Source organism: Lachnospiraceae bacterium JLR.KK002, from assembly GCA_036941025.1.
Taxonomy (GTDB): Bacteria; Bacillota; Clostridia; order Lachnospirales; family Lachnospiraceae; genus Petralouisia.
Map to the genome: position 1 here is coordinate 3,761,781 of JAYMNP010000001.1, position 17,864 is coordinate 3,779,644.

General features: G+C 48.0%; 19 protein-coding genes. 16 read left to right on the plus strand and 3 right to left on the minus strand.

Annotated elements, in window-relative coordinates; all coding sequences use genetic code 11:
- Nucleotides 1–3: 3 nt before the first annotated feature.
- From VSQ32_18250 to spoVT, 8 genes are all read left to right on the plus strand, one after another.
- Nucleotides 4–894 (plus strand): sugar ABC transporter permease, encoded by an 891-nt coding sequence (locus VSQ32_18250; GenBank protein ID MEH2944731.1) that lies wholly within the window; start codon nt 4–6, stop codon nt 892–894.
- Between the two features lie 22 nt (nt 895–916).
- Nucleotides 917–1,807 carry a carbohydrate ABC transporter permease gene (locus VSQ32_18255; GenBank protein ID MEH2944732.1) on the plus strand — a complete coding sequence of 297 codons (891 nt, stop codon included), beginning with the start codon at nt 917–919 and terminating at the stop codon, nt 1,805–1,807.
- 26 nt (nt 1,808–1,833) lie between these two features.
- On the plus strand, nt 1,834–3,324 hold the full coding sequence (locus VSQ32_18260; protein ID MEH2944733.1) for a biotin/lipoyl-binding protein: 1,491 nt from the start codon (nt 1,834–1,836) through the stop codon (nt 3,322–3,324).
- On the plus strand, nt 3,324–4,511 hold the full coding sequence (locus VSQ32_18265) for a hypothetical protein (protein ID MEH2944734.1): 1,188 nt from the start codon (nt 3,324–3,326) through the stop codon (nt 4,509–4,511). The genes VSQ32_18260 and VSQ32_18265 overlap by 1 nt, the downstream gene beginning before the upstream one ends.
- Before the next feature lie 178 nt (nt 4,512–4,689).
- Complete coding sequence (locus tag VSQ32_18270; protein MEH2944735.1) at nt 4,690–5,046, plus strand: arsenate reductase family protein; 357 nt, start codon at nt 4,690–4,692, stop codon at nt 5,044–5,046.
- Entirely contained in the window at nt 5,046–5,321 is a 276-nt protein-coding gene (locus VSQ32_18275) for an acylphosphatase (GenBank protein ID MEH2944736.1), read from the plus strand. Before VSQ32_18270 ends, VSQ32_18275 begins: the two co-directional genes overlap by 1 nt.
- A 49-nt stretch (nt 5,322–5,370) precedes the next feature.
- The gene (gene pap, locus VSQ32_18280; GenBank protein MEH2944737.1) at nt 5,371–6,837 is read left to right on the plus strand and encodes a polyphosphate:AMP phosphotransferase; all 1,467 of its coding nucleotides are present in this window, start codon (nt 5,371–5,373) and stop codon (nt 6,835–6,837) included.
- Nucleotides 6,838–6,989: 152 nt separating this feature from the next.
- Nucleotides 6,990–7,535, plus strand: a complete 546-nt coding sequence (gene spoVT, locus VSQ32_18285; GenBank protein ID MEH2944738.1) for a stage V sporulation protein T — start codon at nt 6,990–6,992, stop codon at nt 7,533–7,535.
- 53 nt (nt 7,536–7,588) lie between these two features.
- Here spoVT and VSQ32_18290 read toward each other — a convergent pair whose 3' ends face one another.
- Nucleotides 7,589–8,590, minus strand: a complete 1,002-nt coding sequence (locus VSQ32_18290) for a polysaccharide deacetylase family protein (protein ID MEH2944739.1) — start codon at nt 8,588–8,590, stop codon at nt 7,589–7,591.
- A 253-nt stretch (nt 8,591–8,843) separates the two neighbouring features.
- On the opposite strand from VSQ32_18290, the gene VSQ32_18295 reads away from it, so the two are divergent.
- The 6 genes from VSQ32_18295 (at nt 8,844) to VSQ32_18320 (ending at nt 15,384) form a co-directional block, all read left to right on the plus strand.
- Nucleotides 8,844–9,485 (plus strand): DUF308 domain-containing protein, encoded by a 642-nt coding sequence (locus tag VSQ32_18295; GenBank protein ID MEH2944740.1) that lies wholly within the window; start codon nt 8,844–8,846, stop codon nt 9,483–9,485.
- Nucleotides 9,486–9,603: 118 nt separating this feature from the next.
- Entirely contained in the window at nt 9,604–11,766 is a 2,163-nt protein-coding gene (gene nrdD, locus VSQ32_18300) for an anaerobic ribonucleoside-triphosphate reductase (GenBank protein ID MEH2944741.1), read from the plus strand.
- 13 nt (nt 11,767–11,779) lie between these two features.
- Entirely contained in the window at nt 11,780–12,301 is a 522-nt protein-coding gene (gene nrdG / locus VSQ32_18305; protein ID MEH2944742.1) for an anaerobic ribonucleoside-triphosphate reductase activating protein, read from the plus strand.
- Nucleotides 12,302–12,317: 16 nt separating this feature from the next.
- Nucleotides 12,318–12,704, plus strand: a complete 387-nt coding sequence (locus VSQ32_18310; GenBank protein ID MEH2944743.1) for a hypothetical protein — start codon at nt 12,318–12,320, stop codon at nt 12,702–12,704.
- 25 nt (nt 12,705–12,729) lie between these two features.
- On the plus strand, nt 12,730–14,211 hold the full coding sequence (locus VSQ32_18315; GenBank protein MEH2944744.1) for a L,D-transpeptidase family protein: 1,482 nt from the start codon (nt 12,730–12,732) through the stop codon (nt 14,209–14,211).
- Between the two features lie 51 nt (nt 14,212–14,262).
- Nucleotides 14,263–15,384, plus strand: coding sequence for a pyruvate kinase (locus VSQ32_18320; GenBank protein MEH2944745.1), 1,122 nt, complete (start codon nt 14,263–14,265; stop codon nt 15,382–15,384).
- 104 nt (nt 15,385–15,488) lie between these two features.
- On the opposite strand, the gene VSQ32_18325 is transcribed toward VSQ32_18320, so the two are convergent.
- On the minus strand, nt 15,489–16,349 hold the full coding sequence (locus VSQ32_18325) for a class I SAM-dependent methyltransferase (protein ID MEH2944746.1): 861 nt from the start codon (nt 16,347–16,349) through the stop codon (nt 15,489–15,491).
- A 337-nt stretch (nt 16,350–16,686) separates the two neighbouring features.
- Here VSQ32_18325 and VSQ32_18330 point away from each other — a divergent pair, with 337 nt between their 5' ends.
- Nucleotides 16,687–16,782 carry a putative holin-like toxin gene (locus VSQ32_18330; GenBank protein ID MEH2944747.1) on the plus strand — a complete coding sequence of 32 codons (96 nt, stop codon included), beginning with the start codon at nt 16,687–16,689 and terminating at the stop codon, nt 16,780–16,782.
- A gap of 244 nt (nt 16,783–17,026) precedes the next feature.
- Here VSQ32_18330 and VSQ32_18335 read toward each other — a convergent pair whose 3' ends face one another.
- Nucleotides 17,027–17,254 carry a helix-turn-helix transcriptional regulator gene (locus tag VSQ32_18335; GenBank protein MEH2944748.1) on the minus strand — a complete coding sequence of 76 codons (228 nt, stop codon included), beginning with the start codon at nt 17,252–17,254 and terminating at the stop codon, nt 17,027–17,029.
- 124 nt (nt 17,255–17,378) lie between these two features.
- Between VSQ32_18335 and VSQ32_18340 the strand changes: the two genes are divergently transcribed.
- Nucleotides 17,379–17,834, plus strand: coding sequence for a hypothetical protein (locus VSQ32_18340; protein MEH2944749.1), 456 nt, complete (start codon nt 17,379–17,381; stop codon nt 17,832–17,834).
- Nucleotides 17,835–17,864: the final 30 nt, after the last annotated feature.

The following is a 17,864-nucleotide window of genomic DNA, read 5'->3' on the forward strand; positions in this document are numbered from 1 at the left end:
GGAATGATACGCAGGAACAGAAGATACAAAAGCAACAGGGACAGAACCGGAACATACGTGAGAAAATGGCGGGGCCTGCTGTGGATTCTGCCTGGTTTTTCCGGGGTGCTTATCTTTTATCTTCTGCCATTCGGAGACGTGGTGCGCCGCTCTTTTCTGGGAGCGGTAGACAACCGTTTTGCAGGAATTGACAATTACCGTACCATACTGGAAAACGGGGCGTTTCTGCTGGCAGTGAAAAATACCCTGAAGTTTACAGTAATCTGTATTCCGGTTCTGATTCTCACAGCCCTGGTGTGCGCGGTGGTATTATACCGGAGCAGATACGGGGGAATTATCAAAAGCGCCTTTCTCATGCCCATGGCGCTGCCCGCCGTATCTGTGGCGGTGATGTGGCGGCTTCTGTTTCACAGTCAGGGTCTGGTAAATCAGTGGCTCAGCCACCTGGGCGTCATTGGAAAGGACTGGATGAATACGGAGCAGGCCTTCTGGGTACTGGTGCTCAGTTATATCTGGAAGAACCTTGGCTATGATATCGTGCTGTGGATGGCCGGACTGGCCGGAATTTCAGAAAATATTTATGAGGCGGCCAGGGTGGACGGAGCCGGGGACTGGCAGTGTTTCCGGAACATTACTCTGCCCAATCTGAAATCCTCCCTGTACACCATAACGGTGCTGTCCTTCCTGAATTCCTTTAAGGTATTCCGGGAGGCATACCTGGTGGCAGGGGATTATCCTCACGAAAGTATTTATATGATGCAGCATTTGTTCAACAACTGGTTTCGTACCTTTTCCTTCGATAAGATGGCAGCAGCGGCAGTGCTGGAAAGCATTGTGCTTCTGGGCCTGATTCTGCTTTTGCAGAAGGCCTGGGACAGTAAGGAAAAATACTGATATTACGGAGGACGGAATGTTAATGCAAAGAAATTCCGACAGGAAAAGAGAACAGAGAAAGAACTTTCACGCAGGACAGAAACTGCTGTGGGGACTGCTGGCACTCCTTGCCCTTGCGACACTGTATCCGGTGATTTTTCTGATTGCAGGCTCTTTTATGGGGCAAGATGAACTGGGGACGTATCTGGGTGCAGTCATTGCAGGAAGGGAAGGGTATGCGGATTTTCCGCTGCTGCCTCACTATCCCACGCTGCGGCATTATGTGGAAATCCTTCTGGATTCCCCGGAATTTTTCGTCATGTTCTGGAATTCCGTCCGGATTACCTTTGGAGTGCTGGCAGGACAGCTTGTGGTGGGAACCGTGGCGGCCTGGGGATTTGCAAAATATGAATTTCCCTGGAAAAAAGGATTTTTCCTGATTTACATGATACTGATGCTGATGCCCTTTCAGGTGCTGATGCTGTCGGACTATCTGATACTGGATAAACTGATGCTGACGAATCGTCTGTGGGGAATTATACTGCCCGGAATCTTTTCCACCTTTCCGGTGTTTATCATTTACCGATTTTTTACGGAAATTCCCGACAGTCTGCTGGAGTCCGCCAGGCTGGACGGGGCCAGAGAGTGGCAGTTGTTTTACCATATCGGACTGCCGATGGGTTCCTCCGGCGTGATTGCCGCCATGGTGCTGGGATTTCTGGAATACTGGAGCCTGATTGAGCAGCCCCTGACGTTTCTGAAGGAAAAAAGCCTCTTTCCCCTGTCGGTGTTTCTGCCGGATATTACGTCGGTCCGCCAGTCCGGTATGGCATTTGCGGCGTCGGTTATCACCTTTCTTCCGGCGTTGCTGGTATTTCTGGGAGGGCAGGATTATCTGGAAAAAGGAATTATGGCAGGTGCGGTAAAAGAATAAAAACGGTATTTTGAAAGGAACAGACCATGGACAGAAAGAAAATATTTGGAATATTCGGCGGGTTTCTGGCAGTGATGCTTGGATTTACCATCCTGTCCAGAGGGGTGAGCGGAGCATCCATGGCCAGAGTGGAAACCGTAAAGATTTCCACGGGAACCATTGACCATACGGTAACGGGCAGCGGCAAAGTGGAAGCAGGAAAAGAAATGGCGGTTTATACGGAAAGCGGGCAGCGTGTGAAGGAAATCTGCGTCCGTGAAGGCCAGACTGTGGAGGAAGGAGAACTGCTGTTTACCATAGATATGGAGGAACTGGAAGAACAGATTCTGGCGGCCAGACAGGAGATGGAGAAGGCCAGACTGCAGAATCAGGATGCTCAGAGTGCCGGCAGTGTGGAGCAAAGGGAGCGGGAACTGAGAAAAAACCGGGCCCAGGAAGATTACAGCCAGGCCGTTTCCCAGGGAGATGCGGATGTGGCCGCCGCAAAAGCAGCATTGGATGAGGCACAGCGGGCGCTGGAAGACTTTTTAAACAATCCTGTGCCGGAAGCGGAAAAGGATAACTCCCAGGAAGATATGGAAGACAACCGGCAGCAGGATGGAAGCGGTTCCGAGGATAAAGAGGATGGAGAAGGAGCAGAAAATCCAGGACAGCCACGGACAGATGAGGAAGATCAGGAGCCGGAGCCGGAACAGGATACGTCTCAGTGGGAATCAGAAAAAGCCCGTCTGGAACAGGCGGTATCGGAAGCGCAGGCCGCTTATGAATCGGCCCTTTCCTCGCGGGCAGAGCATGTGAAAACTGCAGCCAGGGAGCTGGAGGACGCTTCTTTGCAGAAAGCTGCGGACAGTACCTCGAAACAGAATGAGATTACCCGGCAGCAGCAGGAACTGGCCCTGGATAAACTGCTGGCCCTGCAGGAGGCGGAAGGGAAGATTACAGCTCCGGTTCGGGGCATGATAACAGATATTTCCATTGTCACCGGAGACTTTACCACAGAAGGAACCGCCATGCGGCTTGCTGATACCTCCCAGGGCGGACGCCTTACGGTGTCCGTGGACAAATTCAACGAGGAATATGTCAGCAAGGGAAGTCCGGTTATTATTACCCCTTCCGGCAGCAAAGAGAAACTCGGCGGTTATACCGTTACGGCCGTAACGGAAAACGAAGAAGATGACAGTCTGCTGGATGTGACTGTGGATTTACCGGAGGGCGTGCTGGAAGCTGGCACAGCAGCAGAAGTGGAAATCACGCAGAAATCAGAAAATTACAGTACGGTACTGCCCGTTCAGGCGCTGCGGGAAGAAGAGAGAGGATATTATGTGCTGGTGGTGCAGGAAGAACAGGGCGTGCTGGGCTCAGAACTGGTGGTGAGACGCCTGGACGTGAAGGTCAGGGATAAGAACAATGTCAAAGCGGCACTGGAGGACGGGGTTCTCACCGGAGACCAGGAAGTGGTCAGCGCATCCAGCCGGGCCCTGGAAGAAGGCAGCCGGGTCAGAAAGAAGGAATCCTGATGAGAAACAAAATCCGAACATACCTGCTTATGACAGCAGTTTCCGGAATAACCGGAGTGCTGCTGTACCTGTCAGCTCTGGGCCAGGGCAGTCTGCTCTCTGCCGGGGACAGTGTGAAATTTTATCTGAAACAGCCGGTAACCGTTGCGGAAGCCCTGGCAGCGGCAGAGCAGAATCAGCAGATAAAAGAAGAAGTGCAGCAGGGAAAAACAGAACAGGGGCAGCCTATGGATTTCTGTATCTGGGGCCGGCAGGAAGATGTGCCGGTGGCCAACGAAAATCTTTCCAGACAGGCAAAAGCAGACGTTGTCTTTCTCTGCGGCAATCCGGAGCTGCTGTTTGCAGATTCCCGGATTCCCGCACAGGAAGACACGGAAGGATGTCTGATAGATGAAAAAACAGCCTGGGAACTGTTCGGCAGCACTCAGGTGGCGGGAAAAGAAGTTACCTGCCAGAAAAAAAGTTATACAATAAGAAAGGTGATTGCAGGAGCGGAACCGTTTATTGCCGTTCAGGTAAGCAGCCAGTCCGGGGCCGGGCAGAAAAAGGCCGCTCAGGAAGCGGAAATGGATGTGCCCGCAGCCCCTGCAGGAAGCAGCGGGGAGCAGGAGAACCGGATGAATCGGATGGAAGTAAGATTGCCGGAAGATACTTCTGTGGAAGATTTACAGCTTGTCTGTATGAGCCGGTACGGCTTCTCTCCGGAGGTTCTGGATATGGAACTGCTGGCGGGAATGGGAGGCGCCTGTCTGCTGCTGGCGCCTGTTACTTTCTGTATTTTTTTTGGCGGATATCTGTACCGTCTGTGCAGAAATCAGGAATCTGTGCCGGGAAAAGCCGGGGCGGCCGGGGCCTGTCTGGGGCTTGCAGTACTTTTATTGGCTTTCCTGAAACATCAGGTGCACATACCCGACGCTTATATCCCCACACGCTGGTCTGAATTTTCCTTCTGGAGCAATCTGTGGAAAGATAAAACAGAAGGAATCAGACTGCTGATGCAGATACCAAAATCAGGACTGGACAGCCGGTGGATGAAAGACTTTGTTCAGGCGGCAGCCTGCGGATTGCTGGCGGAGGGGCTGGTGGCAGCCTGCGGAATATTTTTCGGCAGGAAATACATTTCCAGGGCTGACACGCAGAAATATTCTCCGATAGAAAAACAGAAATATGAGCACTCACACCAGTGAAATAGCGCTGCAAAATGAAATCAGCCATAACTTTTCAATCAGGAAGGGTTCTGGCTGATTTTTGTCTGACAATTAAATTGAATTCCGGGATAAGATTTGATATAATAAACAAAGCGGCAATGGCTGTACAGAATCCCCTGGAATTTAAAATTCGGGGGAAGATAAGGAGGAGCACATCATGGAATGTCTGTTTGTGGAATATCCCAAATGCACCACCTGCCAGAAAGCGAAAAAATGGCTGGAAGAACGGCAGACTGCTTTTGCAGACCGTCATATTAAGGAGCAGAATCCCACTGCAGAGGAATTGAAAGAATGGCATGAGAGAAGCGGGCTGGACATCAAACGTTTTTTTAACACCAGTGGAATGGTGTATAAAGAAATGAAGTTAAAGGACCGCCTGCCTCAGATGACCCTGGAGGAAAAATATGAGCTGCTTTCCACCGACGGAATGCTGGTGAAACGGCCCATACTGGTTACCGATAAGGGCGTCACCACAGGATTTAAACCGGAAGAATGGGAGAAATTGCTGGGATAATGGGAATCATAAGAGAACATCTGATATTTACCGGAAGGGTGCAGGGCGTGGGCTTTCGGTTCAAGGCTCAGTATCTGGCCAGACATTACGGGGTAACCGGCTGGATACGGAATCATTATGACGGGTCTGTGGAAGCTCAGATGCAGGGCCGGGAGGAAGAACTGGACAAAATCATTCAGTCTCTGCAGCAGGATTCCTATATACGCATAGACTGGATTACCAGAAACCGCATAGAGACAGAGTCGGGGGAACGGAGTTTTTCCGTGAGACACTGATTGGAATCAGATTCCGGCAAAGGGGCCGGGATGAAAAGGAGGAGAAGTTATGTTAAAGAACTGGAACAGGCCGGAGAAACCGGAGGAAGAAGAACTGGAGGAACGCCTCAGAGCGGCCAGAGCAAAACTGGGGGCGCAGCAGATGCTGATTAAGGAGCATAAACTGCCGGTATTTGTGTTATTTGAAGGATGGGGCACAGCGGGAAAGGGCAGTATCCTGGGAAAAATTATCCGTGACATTGACCCCAGATTTTTTAAAGTGGCAACCATGGACATCCCCACCGAGGAAGAAAAACGGAAACCATTTCTGTACCGCTATTTTGTGAAAATTCCGGAGGCAGGTAAATTCTGTTTTCTGGATTCCGGGTGGATGGATGAGGTAACCCGCGGCTGCCTGCACGGAGAAATGAAAGAAAAGCAGTACAAAGAGAGGATTGACAGTGTAAAACGGTTTGAGCGCCAGCTGACGGACAACGGATACCTTGTTATGAAGTTCTTTTTCCATATCAGCCAGAAAGAACAGAAAAAGCGTTTGAAGGGACTGGAGAAGAATGAAACCACAAGCTGGCGTGTCAGCGAAAACGACGCCTGGCAGAACAAACATTACGATAAATGCCTGAAGGTTTACGACAGGTACTTAAACGATACCAACGCGTCCACCTCCCCCTGGTACATCGTAGACGCAAAGAGCAAGAAATGGGCTCAGTTACAGGTGCTGGAAACACTGGTCAGCGGAATTGAAACCGCATTGAAGAACAGCGCCATGGCGGTACCTCTTCTGCAGAATGTATTTCCCATGGAAAAGGTGCCGAAACTGTCTGAAATTACACTGGATAAGGTTCTGACAGACGAGGAATACAAACAGGAACTGGACGTGCTGCAGAACAGGCTGCGTATGCTGCACAATGAAATCTATCTGAAAAAGATTCCCGTGGTGATTGCCTACGAGGGCTGGGACGCAGCGGGAAAGGGCGGAAATATCAAGCGGATTACCGGAGCCCTTGACCCAAGAGGTTACGAGGTGCATCCCATTGCGAGCCCGGAACCCCATGAGAAGGCAAGGCATTATCTGTGGCGGTTCTGGAACCGTCTGCCAAAAACAGGCCATGTGGCTGTTTTTGACCGTACCTGGTACGGAAGAGTCATGGTGGAACGTCTGGAAGGGTTCTGCAGTGAAAATGACTGGCAGCGGGCTTATAACGAAATCAACGAATTTGAAAAAGAGCTGGCCGACTGGGGCGCAGTGATTATCAAATTCTGGGTACAGATTGACAAGGACGTCCAGCTTCAGCGTTTCACCGACCGTCAGAACACTCCGGAAAAGCAGTGGAAAATTACGGAAGAAGACTGGCGGAACCGGGAAAAATGGGATTTGTATGAGACAGCGGTAAATGAGATGATGAAAAAAACCAGCACTGCCTACGCACCCTGGCATGTACTGGAATCCAACGATAAAAAATATGCCAGAATTAAGGCATTGAAGATTGTAATTGAGGAAATTGAGAAAGTCCTTTAAAGCAAAAGGGCTGCCGTGGAAAAATAAAAATTCAGGTATAAAATGCCTCCGTTTACAGATAATAGTACCATAATCGCTGCCGCCGTATGGTATGGTTACCGCATCCCATACAGGCGGTATACGGATAAGATTTGTAAATGGAGGATTTTATTATGAAAGCAACGGGAATTGTTCGAAGAATAGATGATCTGGGGAGAGTGGTAGTGCCGAAAGAAATCCGCCGTACCCTGAGAATCCGGGAAGGCGATCCCCTGGAAATTTTTACGGACCGGGAAGGGGAAATTATCCTGAAAAAATATTCTCCCATCGGGGAACTGGGCCAGTTTGCAGGCCTGTATGCGGAAAGCCTTGCCCAGACCAGCGGCTGCCTGGTATGCATTACTGACAAAGACCATGTTATTGCGGCTGCCGGAGCCGGAAAAAAAGAATTTGACGGAAAACCCATCAGTAAACAGCTTGAAAATGTAATTACAGACCGTGAGACCTTTTATGCCCAGAAAGATGAAAAGGGCTTTGTGAAAATTACGCTGGACGACTCAGGGGAATTCCAGTCCCAGGTGGTGTCTACCATAATCTCAGAAGGAGACGCCATCGGCTCCGTGGTTATGTATAATAAAGAAGAAACCGGGATGGGTGAAACAGAGAGCAAGCTGGCAAGGGTGGCAGCGGGATTTCTCGGAAAACAGATGGAGCAGTAGCTTTATCTGTTTTCCCGAAAGAAAATGGCCGCGTCCCCTTATCCGGCAAAGTTTTACTCAGATTTCCGATATTGTACCGGTTCCGAATTCTGATCCAGGGAACGGAACTCATAGCCTTTTTCAGAGAGGTTTTTCAGGACGGTGGGAAGGGCTGCCAGCGTGGCGTCTTTTCCGCGGCCGTCGTGCATCAGTACCACGGGATTATCCACATAACCCACGGTGGAGCAGATATTGTCGATGATATTTTCCGCAGTAGTCAGATTACTCCCGTCACCGGAGCTGACGTTCCAGTCATAATAGGTAAATCCCCGGCGCTCCATTTCCTTTATAATATTTTTCACTACATAGGAGGAGCCGTTGGTGCTGCCGCCGGGAAAACGGAACAGACAGGGAGAATAGCCGGTTTCCTCATATACCCAGTCGTATACCTTTTCATAATCAGCCAGAAAAGCGTCCACGGACCGGTAAATCTGATTGTAATTGTGGCTGTAGGAATGAAGGGCCAGGGTATGTCCCCGCTCCACGATTTCCGATAAATATTCCGCATACTCTTCATTATTTTTACCAACCACGAAGAAAGTCGCGTGAGCGTCGTATTTATCCAGTAAATCCAGTACTTTGGGAGTCAGAGCCGAAGGGCCGTCGTCAAAGGTCAGATAGACGTATTTCTGCCCGGACTGCACCGGCAGGTTATCTCTGTCAGCATACAGGTTGGGGCAGGGGTCGTTTTTGGAATTACTGCCGGTATAACGGTCATTCTCATCTCCGTCAGCAGTTTCATTCTCATCTTCGCCAAAAGTCTGAATCTGATCATATAATTCCGCAATATAATCTTTCTGGCCTGCAATATATTTTTCACGGCTCTCCAGGCGGGCGGTACTGTCTTCCAGTTCCTCATTCAGCTCAGAGTTGTCTTCCTGCAGATGAAAGGCCTCTGTCTCCAGCTTTTGAAAGCGGCGGTCCAGCTTCTGGTACTGAAAGGCCAGAAATCCGCAGACACAGAGAAAAATAACAGCGCAGGTCACTGCAAAAATAACAGGCAATTTCTTTTTCATACGCATTCTCCTCTTTTGGAAACGGTTATCATTACCATATTTACAGCAGCTCAGATACCTGCACTGTTGCAAATATTTGCCAGTATACACAAAAAAAGCCAGTACCACAATGGCCGTATGATTAAAAATTTTAACAGTATCCAGGGCAGGAAAAGTCCGTTTTCTCATTCCGGGAAAGTCTTGATTTTATTATCAAACTGTTCTAATATAAATTCATGGAATTATCCCATCGGGAGAAAAAGGAGCGTGTAACATGAATGAGAAAAAGAAAAGTCTGTTCAGTACCGCAGTGGTGTCTCTGATAGCAGCCATATCCATTCTGGTGGCTGTGCTGATACTCTTTGTACCACAGATTGAGGTAAAGGATATCTGCTATTTTATCTGCGGATTCGTGGTAATCCTGGGAATTTACATGATTGTGCGGTATTTTATGACAGGCGGTTACGAGAGACTTAACGAGTATGGATTTTCAGAAGGTGTGCTGTTTGTGCTGCTGGGAATCTGCGGGCTGGTCAGTGCGGAACGCATTGCAGTGTCATTTCTTACAGCCCTGGGACTTTTGCTGCTGCTGTCCGGCGTCATTAAGCTGCAGTATGCCCTGGATTTGAAATGCATGGAGGACCGGGCCTGGGCCGGATTTTTTGCGGTGACCATTGTGCTGCTGGGATTCAGCGTTTCGGTGATTCTGAACCCCTTTGAGGATATGGAATTTTATCAGAATTATACGGCGGCAATTTTACTGGTGGACGGAATCGTGGAAACTGGCAATATCGTGTATCTGAATTTACGCACCAGGACTTATCAGGAGCAGGGAACAGAAAAGAAAACGGATGATTTTGAGGAACCGGAAGTATATGAGGGAGTGGTGGAATCCACGGAACATGAAGAAGGGTAACGACAAAATCCTGCTTTTTTCATCTTGATTTTTTATGCAGATAATACTATAATAGACAGGCATATATAGTGCTGGAGGAAATAAATAGTACCATATTTAGTGTTTTGGAGGAAGCAGAATGAAAATTATCAAGCGAAGCGGAAAAGAAACGGGCTTTGACGCAGGTAAAATCACAGATGCAGTTACAAAGGCAAACAGAGAAGTGGCGGAGAAGGACAGGCTTTCTCAGGAACAGATGGAAGGAATCGCAGAGCGGATTACCGATTTCTGCGAACACATGGACAGAACCTATAACGTGGAAGAAATTCAGGATATGGTGGAAAATGAAATTATGGGCTATAAAGCCTATGAGGTTGCCAGAAAATACATTACCTACCGTTACAAGCGGGCTCTGGTGCGCAAATCCAATTCCACAGACCAGCAGATATTAAGTCTGATTGAATGTAATAACGAAGAAATCAAGCAGGAGAATTCCAATAAAAATCCCATTGTCAACAGCGTACAGCGGGATTATATGGCCGGAGAGGTCAGCAAGGACATTACAAAACGGTTTCTGCTGCCGGAAAAAATAGTACATGCCCATGAGGAGGGAATCATTCATTTTCATGACGCAGATTATTTTGCCCAGCACATGCACAACTGCTGTCTGGTAAATCTGGAAGACATGCTGCAGAACGGAACGGTCATCAGCGAGACCATGATTGAAAAACCCAAAAGTTTTTCCACTGCATGTAATGTGGCAACGCAGGCCATCGCACAGATTGCCAGCTCCCAGTACGGGGGACAGAGTATTACCCTGTCGCATCTGGCTCCCTTTGTGGAAGTGAGCCGTCAGAAATTAAGGAAAATTGTAAAACGGGAGTTTGCAGCGGCAGGCCTTGTTCTGGAAGAAGATAAAATCAACGAGGTGGCGGAACTGCGGGTGAAAGAAGAAATCCGCAGAGGCGTCCAGATGATACAGTATCAGGTGATTACCCTGATGACTACCAACGGACAGGCCCCCTTTGTGACGGTATTCATGTATCTGAACGAAGTGGAAGAAGGACGTCTCAGAGACGACCTGGCGCTGGTTATCCGGGAAATGCTGCTTCAGCGTATGCAGGGAGTGAAAAATGAAAAAGGCGTGTATATTACCCCTGCATTTCCCAAGCTGATTTATGTGCTTGAGGAAAATAATATCCGGGAGGGAAGCCCTTACTGGGAGCTTACCAGACTTGCGGCAAAATGCACGGCCAGACGGATGGTGCCGGATTATATTTCTGAAAAGGTTATGAAGGAAAACAAAGAAGGCAACTGCTATCCCTGTATGGGATGCCGTTCTTTCCTGACGGTATATCATGATGAGGCGGGAAATCCCAAATTTTACGGAAGATTTAACCAGGGAGTGGTAACCCTGAATCTGGTGGACGCGGCCTGCTCCTCCGGCGGGGATATGGAGCGGTTCTGGGAAATCCTGGAGGAACGGATGGATCTGTGCCGGGAGGCCCTTATGCTGCGCCATAACCGGCTGAAAGGAACCCTCTCTGACGTGGCTCCCATTCTCTGGCAGTATGGTGCCCTGGCAAGACTGAAAAAGGGCGAGGTAATTGATAAGCTGCTTTATGGAGGATATTCCACCATATCGCTGGGATATGCGGGGCTTTGTGAATGTACCAGATATATGACGGGCAAATCCCATACGGCCCCGGAGGGAACAGTTTTTGCGCTGGAAGTGATGCAGCGTCTGAATCAGGCCTGCAAACGGTGGCAGGATGAGACGGATATTGCTTTCAGCCTGTACGGAACTCCTCTGGAGTCCACCACCTACAAATTTGCAAAATGCCTGCAGCGGCGGTTCGGTGTGATTGAAGGAGTGACAGACCGGAATTATATTACCAACAGCTATCACATTCATGTAACAGAGGAAATAGACGCTTTCAGTAAACTTACGTTTGAGTCACAGTTCCAGAAATTATCTCCGGGAGGCGCAGTCAGCTATGTGGAAGTGCCGAATATGCAGGGCAATATTGAGGCGGTGCTGACGGTTATGCAGCATATTTATGACAATATTATGTACGGAGAGCTGAATACCAAGAGCGATTACTGTCAGGTATGCGGCTATGAAGGAGAAATTAAGATTGTATCGGATACGGACGGGAAGCTGGTGTGGGAATGTCCCAACTGCCGGAACCGGGACGAAGACAAAATGAACGTGGCCCGCAGAACCTGCGGTTATATTGGAACCCAGTTCTGGAATCAGGGAAGGACTCAGGAAATCCAGGAGCGGGTGCTGCATTTGTAACAGGAGCGTGCTTATGAATTACGGGGAAATCAAAAAAACGGATATCAGTAACGGAGAAGGAGTACGGGTTTCCCTGTTTGTCTCCGGCTGTACCCATCACTGCCGGGGGTGTTTTAACCGGGAGACCTGGGATTTCGCATATGGGGAGCCATTTACAGCCGCAACACAGCAGGAAATAATCCGTCTGTTAAAGCCTGATTATATTTCCGGATTATCTGTTTTGGGCGGGGAGCCTTTCGAACCGGTCAACCAGAGAGGGCTGCTTCCCCTGCTGCGTCAGGTGAAAGAACAGTATCCGGAGAAAAATATCTGGTGTTATACCGGATATCTGTTTGACCGGGATTTACTGGGAGAGAGCCGGGCCAGGTGCGAAGCCACGGATGAAATGCTGTCGTTGACTGATGTGCTGGTAGACGGGGAATTTATACAGGAACAGAAAAATATTTCCCTGAGATTTCGGGGTTCAGAGAATCAGAGAATCATTGATGTACAAAAAAGCCTGCGGGAGGGCAGGGTATGTCTGAAAGAGGAGTAAATAAGGGAAAGAAACTATGGTGTATGGCGGGGAACAGAAAACATATTTTAAAGTGGTGCTGATAAGGGTCCATACAGGGGAATACTGTATTATCAAAGGACCGGAGGAGGAAAAATACCTGGCTGAAATTCTGCAGAATGACTATAATTCCATGAGATATGATAAAATGATTCAGCTTCTTGGAGCGGAAGTGGTACAGCGGGAATATCAGAAAGAGTTTCTGGACAGATTTTCCGTTGCATCCATTTTAAAGGAATTTCAGGAAGGAAAATCTGTGCTGGAATATTCTTATATCAGAATTATTGACGGGGAACAGAGAGCGGTAAGCACGAGGATTTATCCAAGGGCAGGACAGGGAGAGAAAATGGAGGAATTCATGGTATATGTGACAATTGAGGAATAGCCTGAAACAGAAATGAGGAATGCAGATGCGGGAACGGGAACGTAAGAGAAGAAAAAGAATCAAAATTGCAGCCGGTACGGCAGGCGTTGTTTTGCTGTTGGCAGCCATCTATTTCGGCATGGCGTTTTATTTCAGCAGCCATTTTTTCTTCCGCACCAGAATCAACGGATGGAAAGTAGGCGGAATGAATCTGGAGAAAGCAGAAGATAAGGTAGGAGACGGTGTGGAGGACTATCTGCTGACCGTATTTGACCGGGATGGAGGAAAGCACCATATTTACGGGCAGGATATTGACTGCGAGTATGTGCCCGACGGCTCCGTGGAAAAACTTCTGAAAGGGCAGAATCCCTTCCGGTGGATTGTGGCGGTATTCCAGCCGGAACAGGGAGAAGTTCCGGTGACCATGAAATATAAAGAAGAATTAATTTCCGGTGCAGTTGCAGGAATGGATTGCTTTCAGGAAGGAAGTATAAAAGAACCGGAAAATGCGGAAATAAAACTGGGCGAAGAAGGGTATTACGTGGAGCCGGAAGAAATGGGAACCCATATGATTCCGGAACAGGTACTGGCGAAGGTAAAGCAGGCCGTTTCTGCCGGAGATACCCAGGTAACGCTGGGAGACGAAGATTATGTCAATCCGGAGTATACCAGGGAAAGCGAACCGGTTCGGGAAGCCATGAATCGGATTGAGCGATATGAAAATGCGGAAATCACTTATGAAATTAAAGATTATGAAGAAAAGCTGGCAAAAGAGAAAATTCGCAGCTTTATTCAGGTGGGAGATTTGTACGCTATCTCTTTAAAAGAGGACGAAATAGAAAAATATGTCCAGTATCTTGCAAGTACCTACAATACATATGCAGACGTGCGTTCTTTTCAGACGTCTTCCGGTGATACCGTGGAAATCGGCGGCGGGGATTACGGGTGGATTGTAAACAAACCCAAAGAAGCGGAACAGATAAAGGCGGATCTGGAAGCAGGCGAACCCGTAAGCCGGGAACCCATGTATTCCCAGCGGCCTTTCGCAGAGGGAAAAAATGATATCGGTACTACTTACATTGAGATTGACTACACCGGGCAGCATCTCTGGTACTATGAAAACGGGGCCCTGGTGACAGAAACAGACGTGGTGACGGGAAATGTAAGCCGAAATAACGGTTCGCCGGACGGAGTATTCAAGATTGTCTATAAAGAAAGCCCGGCGGTGTTAAAGGGAGAGGACTATGAGTCAGACGTAACGTACTTCATGCCCTTTGCCTATAATGTGGGCATACATGACGCTTCCTGGAGAAATGGAAATTTCGGCGGTGAAATTTATAAATCCAGCGGTTCCCACGGGTGTATCAACGCGCCTCTGGAGATTGCCGCCATTCTCTACGAAAAGGTAAAAGTGGGAACGCCGGTTATTGCCTATTACCGGGAACCCGTAGAACTTTCCGCAGAAAACGCGAAAATTTCCAATGCGTTTTCTTATGTGGAACCGGAGAAAGAGGAGAATCAGGAATAGGGAGAATCAGGAATAATACAGCAGAAAAATACAGCAAAAAAGGGAGCGGATATGAGCAGGACAGATATATATGGAACCATAGGCCCTTCCTGTGGAAATCAGGAAATACTCACGGAAATGTTCCGGCTGGGAATGGATGGAGTTCGCCTGAACCTGTCCCACGGAAATCTGGAAGCGTGCAGGCACTGGACGGATATGATTAAAAATGCCGCTTATGCTGCCGGAAAAGAACCCGGACTGCTGATAGATTTGCAGGGGCCGGAACTTCGAATCGGAGATTTTGATGAGCCGCTTTTTCTGGAAGAGGGAGCATGGACAGAATTTGGTACGGGGGAAGGAGCGATTCCTCTGCCGGAGATTCTGCTGTCCAAATTGCGGGAGCTTCTGTTGCCTGGACTGCCGGAAGAACAGCCCGCATATGAGCAGGCAGCGGCCGGTTCCCCGGCAGGTACGGAGAAAGAATCGGAATCTTTCCGGAAACAGGGACAGGAAATCCTTTTGGATGACGGCAAGATTCAGCTTGCACTGGAAGAGATTACCGGAACCGGGATTCGTTGCAGAGTTTTACGGGGCGGTGTGCTGAAGCCCAGGAAAAGTATCGCATTGCCGGGGGTTTCGCTGCATCTGCCAACCCTGACAGAAAGCGATAAACGAAATCTTGCAGCGGCTGTTTCCCATGGTGTTACGGGAGTGATGCTTCCTTTTGTGCGAAGTGCAGAAGATTTAAAAGAATTAAAACAGGAATTAATAAATGCAAATGCTTCTGAAACAAAAATATTTGCCAAAATAGAAAATATGGACGGAGTGCGGAATCTGGAAAATCTTCTGCCCTGGGCGGATGTGATTGTGATTGCCAGAGGGGATTTGGGCAACAGTATGCCCCTGTGGGAACTTCCTCCGGTACAGGCCCGGATTGCAGCACAGTGCCGGGAGGCCGGGAAGCCTTTCCAGGTGGTTACCCAGATGCTGGCTTCCATGGAGGAGCGGAAAGTTCCCACCAGAGCAGAGGTATCGGACATTTTCCGGGCAGTGGCGGAAGGAGCCGCAGGGGTGATGGTAACGGGAGAGACCGCTGCAGGCAAATATCCGCAGGAAGTAATTCGGTATCTGGCCAATACGGTAGACGCAGCGGAGGAATATTGCCGTGATACGGAAAACTTTGTCCGCCATTAAGATTGCTGTAATGCGGGAAGTTCTGCTCAGCGTTAATGTTGCTACGGTGCAGGAAATTCTGTAAGGTATTATTATCATTGCGGAACGGGAAGTTCTGTACGGTGTTATACTGCTTCCCACCTTCCGCTGGCTCCGCAGGGGAGCACCAGTCCATTGGAAGAAACCGGAAGGCCAATTTCCTGAGCTTCTGTGATTCCGTGAAATTTTTTCAATTCTGTTCCGAGCATGTATGCAAGCACTGCAGGCTGAAGGCCGGTAGTATAAGAATTAATCAGGAAAAATAAAGGCTGATTTGATAAAAGCTGACTGCAGAGCTTTATCAGGGGATGGATATTGTCTTCGATTTTCCAGATTTCTCCTTTGGGCCCTCTGCCGTAGGAGGGCGGGTCCATAATAATGGCGTCATAATGATTGCCCCGGCGGATTTCCCGCTCTGCAAATTTTACACAGTCATCCACAATCCAGCGGACAGGCGCTTCACTCAGCCCGGATGCGGCAGCATTTTCTTTTGCCCAGGTGACCATGCCTTTGGAAGCGTCCACATGGGTAACGCTGGCTCCGGCTGCAGCAGCAGACAGCGTAGCCCCTCCGGTGTAGGCGAAAAGATTCAGAACTTTCACAGGGCGCTGTGCTGTTCTGATTTTCTCTCCGAACCAGTCCCAGTTTACAGCCTGTTCCGGGAACAGTCCGGTATGTTTAAAACTAAATGGTTTCAGGTGGAAAGTAAGGGAACCGTAATGGAGGTCCCACTGCTGAGGCAGGTCAAAAAATTCCCATTCGCCGCCGCCCTTTTTGCTGCGGTGGTAATGAGCGTTCGGGTGGCTCCAACCCTGATGATTTGCAGGGGTATCCCATATTACCTGCGGGTCAGGCCTTACCAGGAGGTACTTGCCCCAGCGTTCTAATTTTTCTCCTTTGGAACAGTCGATGACTTCATATTCTTTCCATTGATTGGCAATCCACATTATAACAGGTCCTTTCCGATTTATCTGTAATATAAAACTGCATTCCGTAAAGTACAGGATTCAGATGTCAAAAGTGCCTGAATCATTATAGCATATTATCGGAAATGTTTCAGTAATTTTTAAAGTTTATGGGAACCCGTATTTTTAAACTGTGGAAAATGAAAACTGAGAACCGGGAAGATGTGTTTGCAAACGATGTCAGGATATGGTATATTCTGAACAGGAGTAATCGTGTTACAGGGTGGAAAGCCTCCCGCCTTTCTGAAATGGCATTCGCCATTGTGCTATTCGGCACGAATCCCATCATGGGAAATAAGGAAAGAGGGAGGTGGTGGATATGAGTACATATGAAGTATTGAGCCTGATGATTTTGGGTGGTACTTTTCTCATTTCATTGCTTGCCTATATAGATAGGAACAACAAGCGAAAATAAATAAGCCTACCTTGTCACTTAGCCGGTGCTGGTAGGCTTATAAAGCTACATGGAGGCTAACCACTATATGGGCGGTTGCTCCTTTTGATGTCTTTACTATAGCATACAGGTGAAATTATTGCAAGGATTTTGTTTTTACTGTTCCTGGCGGTTCTTTTCTTTAAAAATAGAAATAATTTCAGCAATGGAGTCCAGCTCCCGGTCGGAAAGGCAATCTTTCACCCATACCGAGTATTTCCATTCGTCAATCTCCCTGCTCCGGTGGCAGATAATTGATAAGTTCACCGATTTCCACATCCAGATAATAGCATAATTTGCAGAGCAAAGCAGCGTCCAGTCGTTGAAAATCATTTTTACAGTAACGATTAAAATTGGAACGGGGAATATTCAAGTTTTTGCAAATTTGATTCTTTGAAATACCTTTTGCTTTTAAAAGTTCATTAATGCGAAGTTCCAGTTTTCCATAATCCATAGGTTTTCCTCTTTACTTTAATACTGCAATTATATATAATGAGGTCATAAAATATAATTCACTATAAAGAGATTCACTATACAAAGAGGTGCATGTTTAAGAAAAAAGAGATAAGGGGTAAAATATGAAAATCACCAGAAATTACTATGATTTGGCTCAAAAAGAACTGGAAGAAATTTTAGCAAGGCATCAGGAAGAAAAAGCCCGTAAAACACCGGAAGAAATAGCCAGGGATGAAAGAAAAGCAAAACAGGAGATAGAATCCTGTATAAAATGTGCCAGAGAAAGGGAAGAAAAAAGAAGTCTGGAGCAGGATGAAGGGAAAAAGGCTCAATTCAAAAAATTTTGTAAATACGCTCTGTTGCTGGCCGGAATCCTGGACTTGAATCTGGAAATAGACACGGACAATAAGGCATATTCTACCATTGAGTTTACAACAGGACAGATGTTTTTTGTGGAAGATACGGTGAAGGAAATCCGCAAAATGTTTGCCGGCATGTTTTTACATGCGGACGAAGTGTGGATTGACAGGCAAAAAGAGCTGGTACGTGTGCTGTTTTTCTTTCGGATGTCAGTCTGAATCCATGTGGCAGTCCCACAAAAATCCTGA

Coding starts and splice junctions, on each gene's coding strand:
- VSQ32_18250 (MEH2944731.1), top strand. CDS start 4: ATGATACGCAGGAACAGAAGATACAAAAGCAACAGGGACAGAACCGGA.
- VSQ32_18255 (MEH2944732.1), top strand. CDS start 917: ATGCAAAGAAATTCCGACAGGAAAAGAGAACAGAGAAAGAACTTTCAC.
- VSQ32_18260 (MEH2944733.1), top strand. CDS start 1,834: ATGGACAGAAAGAAAATATTTGGAATATTCGGCGGGTTTCTGGCAGTG.
- VSQ32_18265 (MEH2944734.1), top strand. CDS start 3,324: ATGAGAAACAAAATCCGAACATACCTGCTTATGACAGCAGTTTCCGGA.
- VSQ32_18270 (MEH2944735.1), top strand. CDS start 4,690: ATGGAATGTCTGTTTGTGGAATATCCCAAATGCACCACCTGCCAGAAA.
- VSQ32_18275 (MEH2944736.1), top strand. CDS start 5,046: ATGGGAATCATAAGAGAACATCTGATATTTACCGGAAGGGTGCAGGGC.
- pap (MEH2944737.1), top strand. CDS start 5,371: ATGTTAAAGAACTGGAACAGGCCGGAGAAACCGGAGGAAGAAGAACTG.
- spoVT (MEH2944738.1), top strand. CDS start 6,990: ATGAAAGCAACGGGAATTGTTCGAAGAATAGATGATCTGGGGAGAGTG.
- VSQ32_18290 (MEH2944739.1), bottom strand. CDS start 8,590: ATGAAAAAGAAATTGCCTGTTATTTTTGCAGTGACCTGCGCTGTTATT.
- VSQ32_18295 (MEH2944740.1), top strand. CDS start 8,844: ATGAATGAGAAAAAGAAAAGTCTGTTCAGTACCGCAGTGGTGTCTCTG.
- nrdD (MEH2944741.1), top strand. CDS start 9,604: ATGAAAATTATCAAGCGAAGCGGAAAAGAAACGGGCTTTGACGCAGGT.
- nrdG (MEH2944742.1), top strand. CDS start 11,780: ATGAATTACGGGGAAATCAAAAAAACGGATATCAGTAACGGAGAAGGA.
- VSQ32_18310 (MEH2944743.1), top strand. CDS start 12,318: ATGGTGTATGGCGGGGAACAGAAAACATATTTTAAAGTGGTGCTGATA.
- VSQ32_18315 (MEH2944744.1), top strand. CDS start 12,730: ATGCGGGAACGGGAACGTAAGAGAAGAAAAAGAATCAAAATTGCAGCC.
- VSQ32_18320 (MEH2944745.1), top strand. CDS start 14,263: ATGAGCAGGACAGATATATATGGAACCATAGGCCCTTCCTGTGGAAAT.
- VSQ32_18325 (MEH2944746.1), bottom strand. CDS start 16,349: ATGTGGATTGCCAATCAATGGAAAGAATATGAAGTCATCGACTGTTCC.
- VSQ32_18330 (MEH2944747.1), top strand. CDS start 16,687: ATGAGTACATATGAAGTATTGAGCCTGATGATTTTGGGTGGTACTTTT.
- VSQ32_18335 (MEH2944748.1), bottom strand. CDS start 17,254: ATGGATTATGGAAAACTGGAACTTCGCATTAATGAACTTTTAAAAGCA.
- VSQ32_18340 (MEH2944749.1), top strand. CDS start 17,379: ATGAAAATCACCAGAAATTACTATGATTTGGCTCAAAAAGAACTGGAA.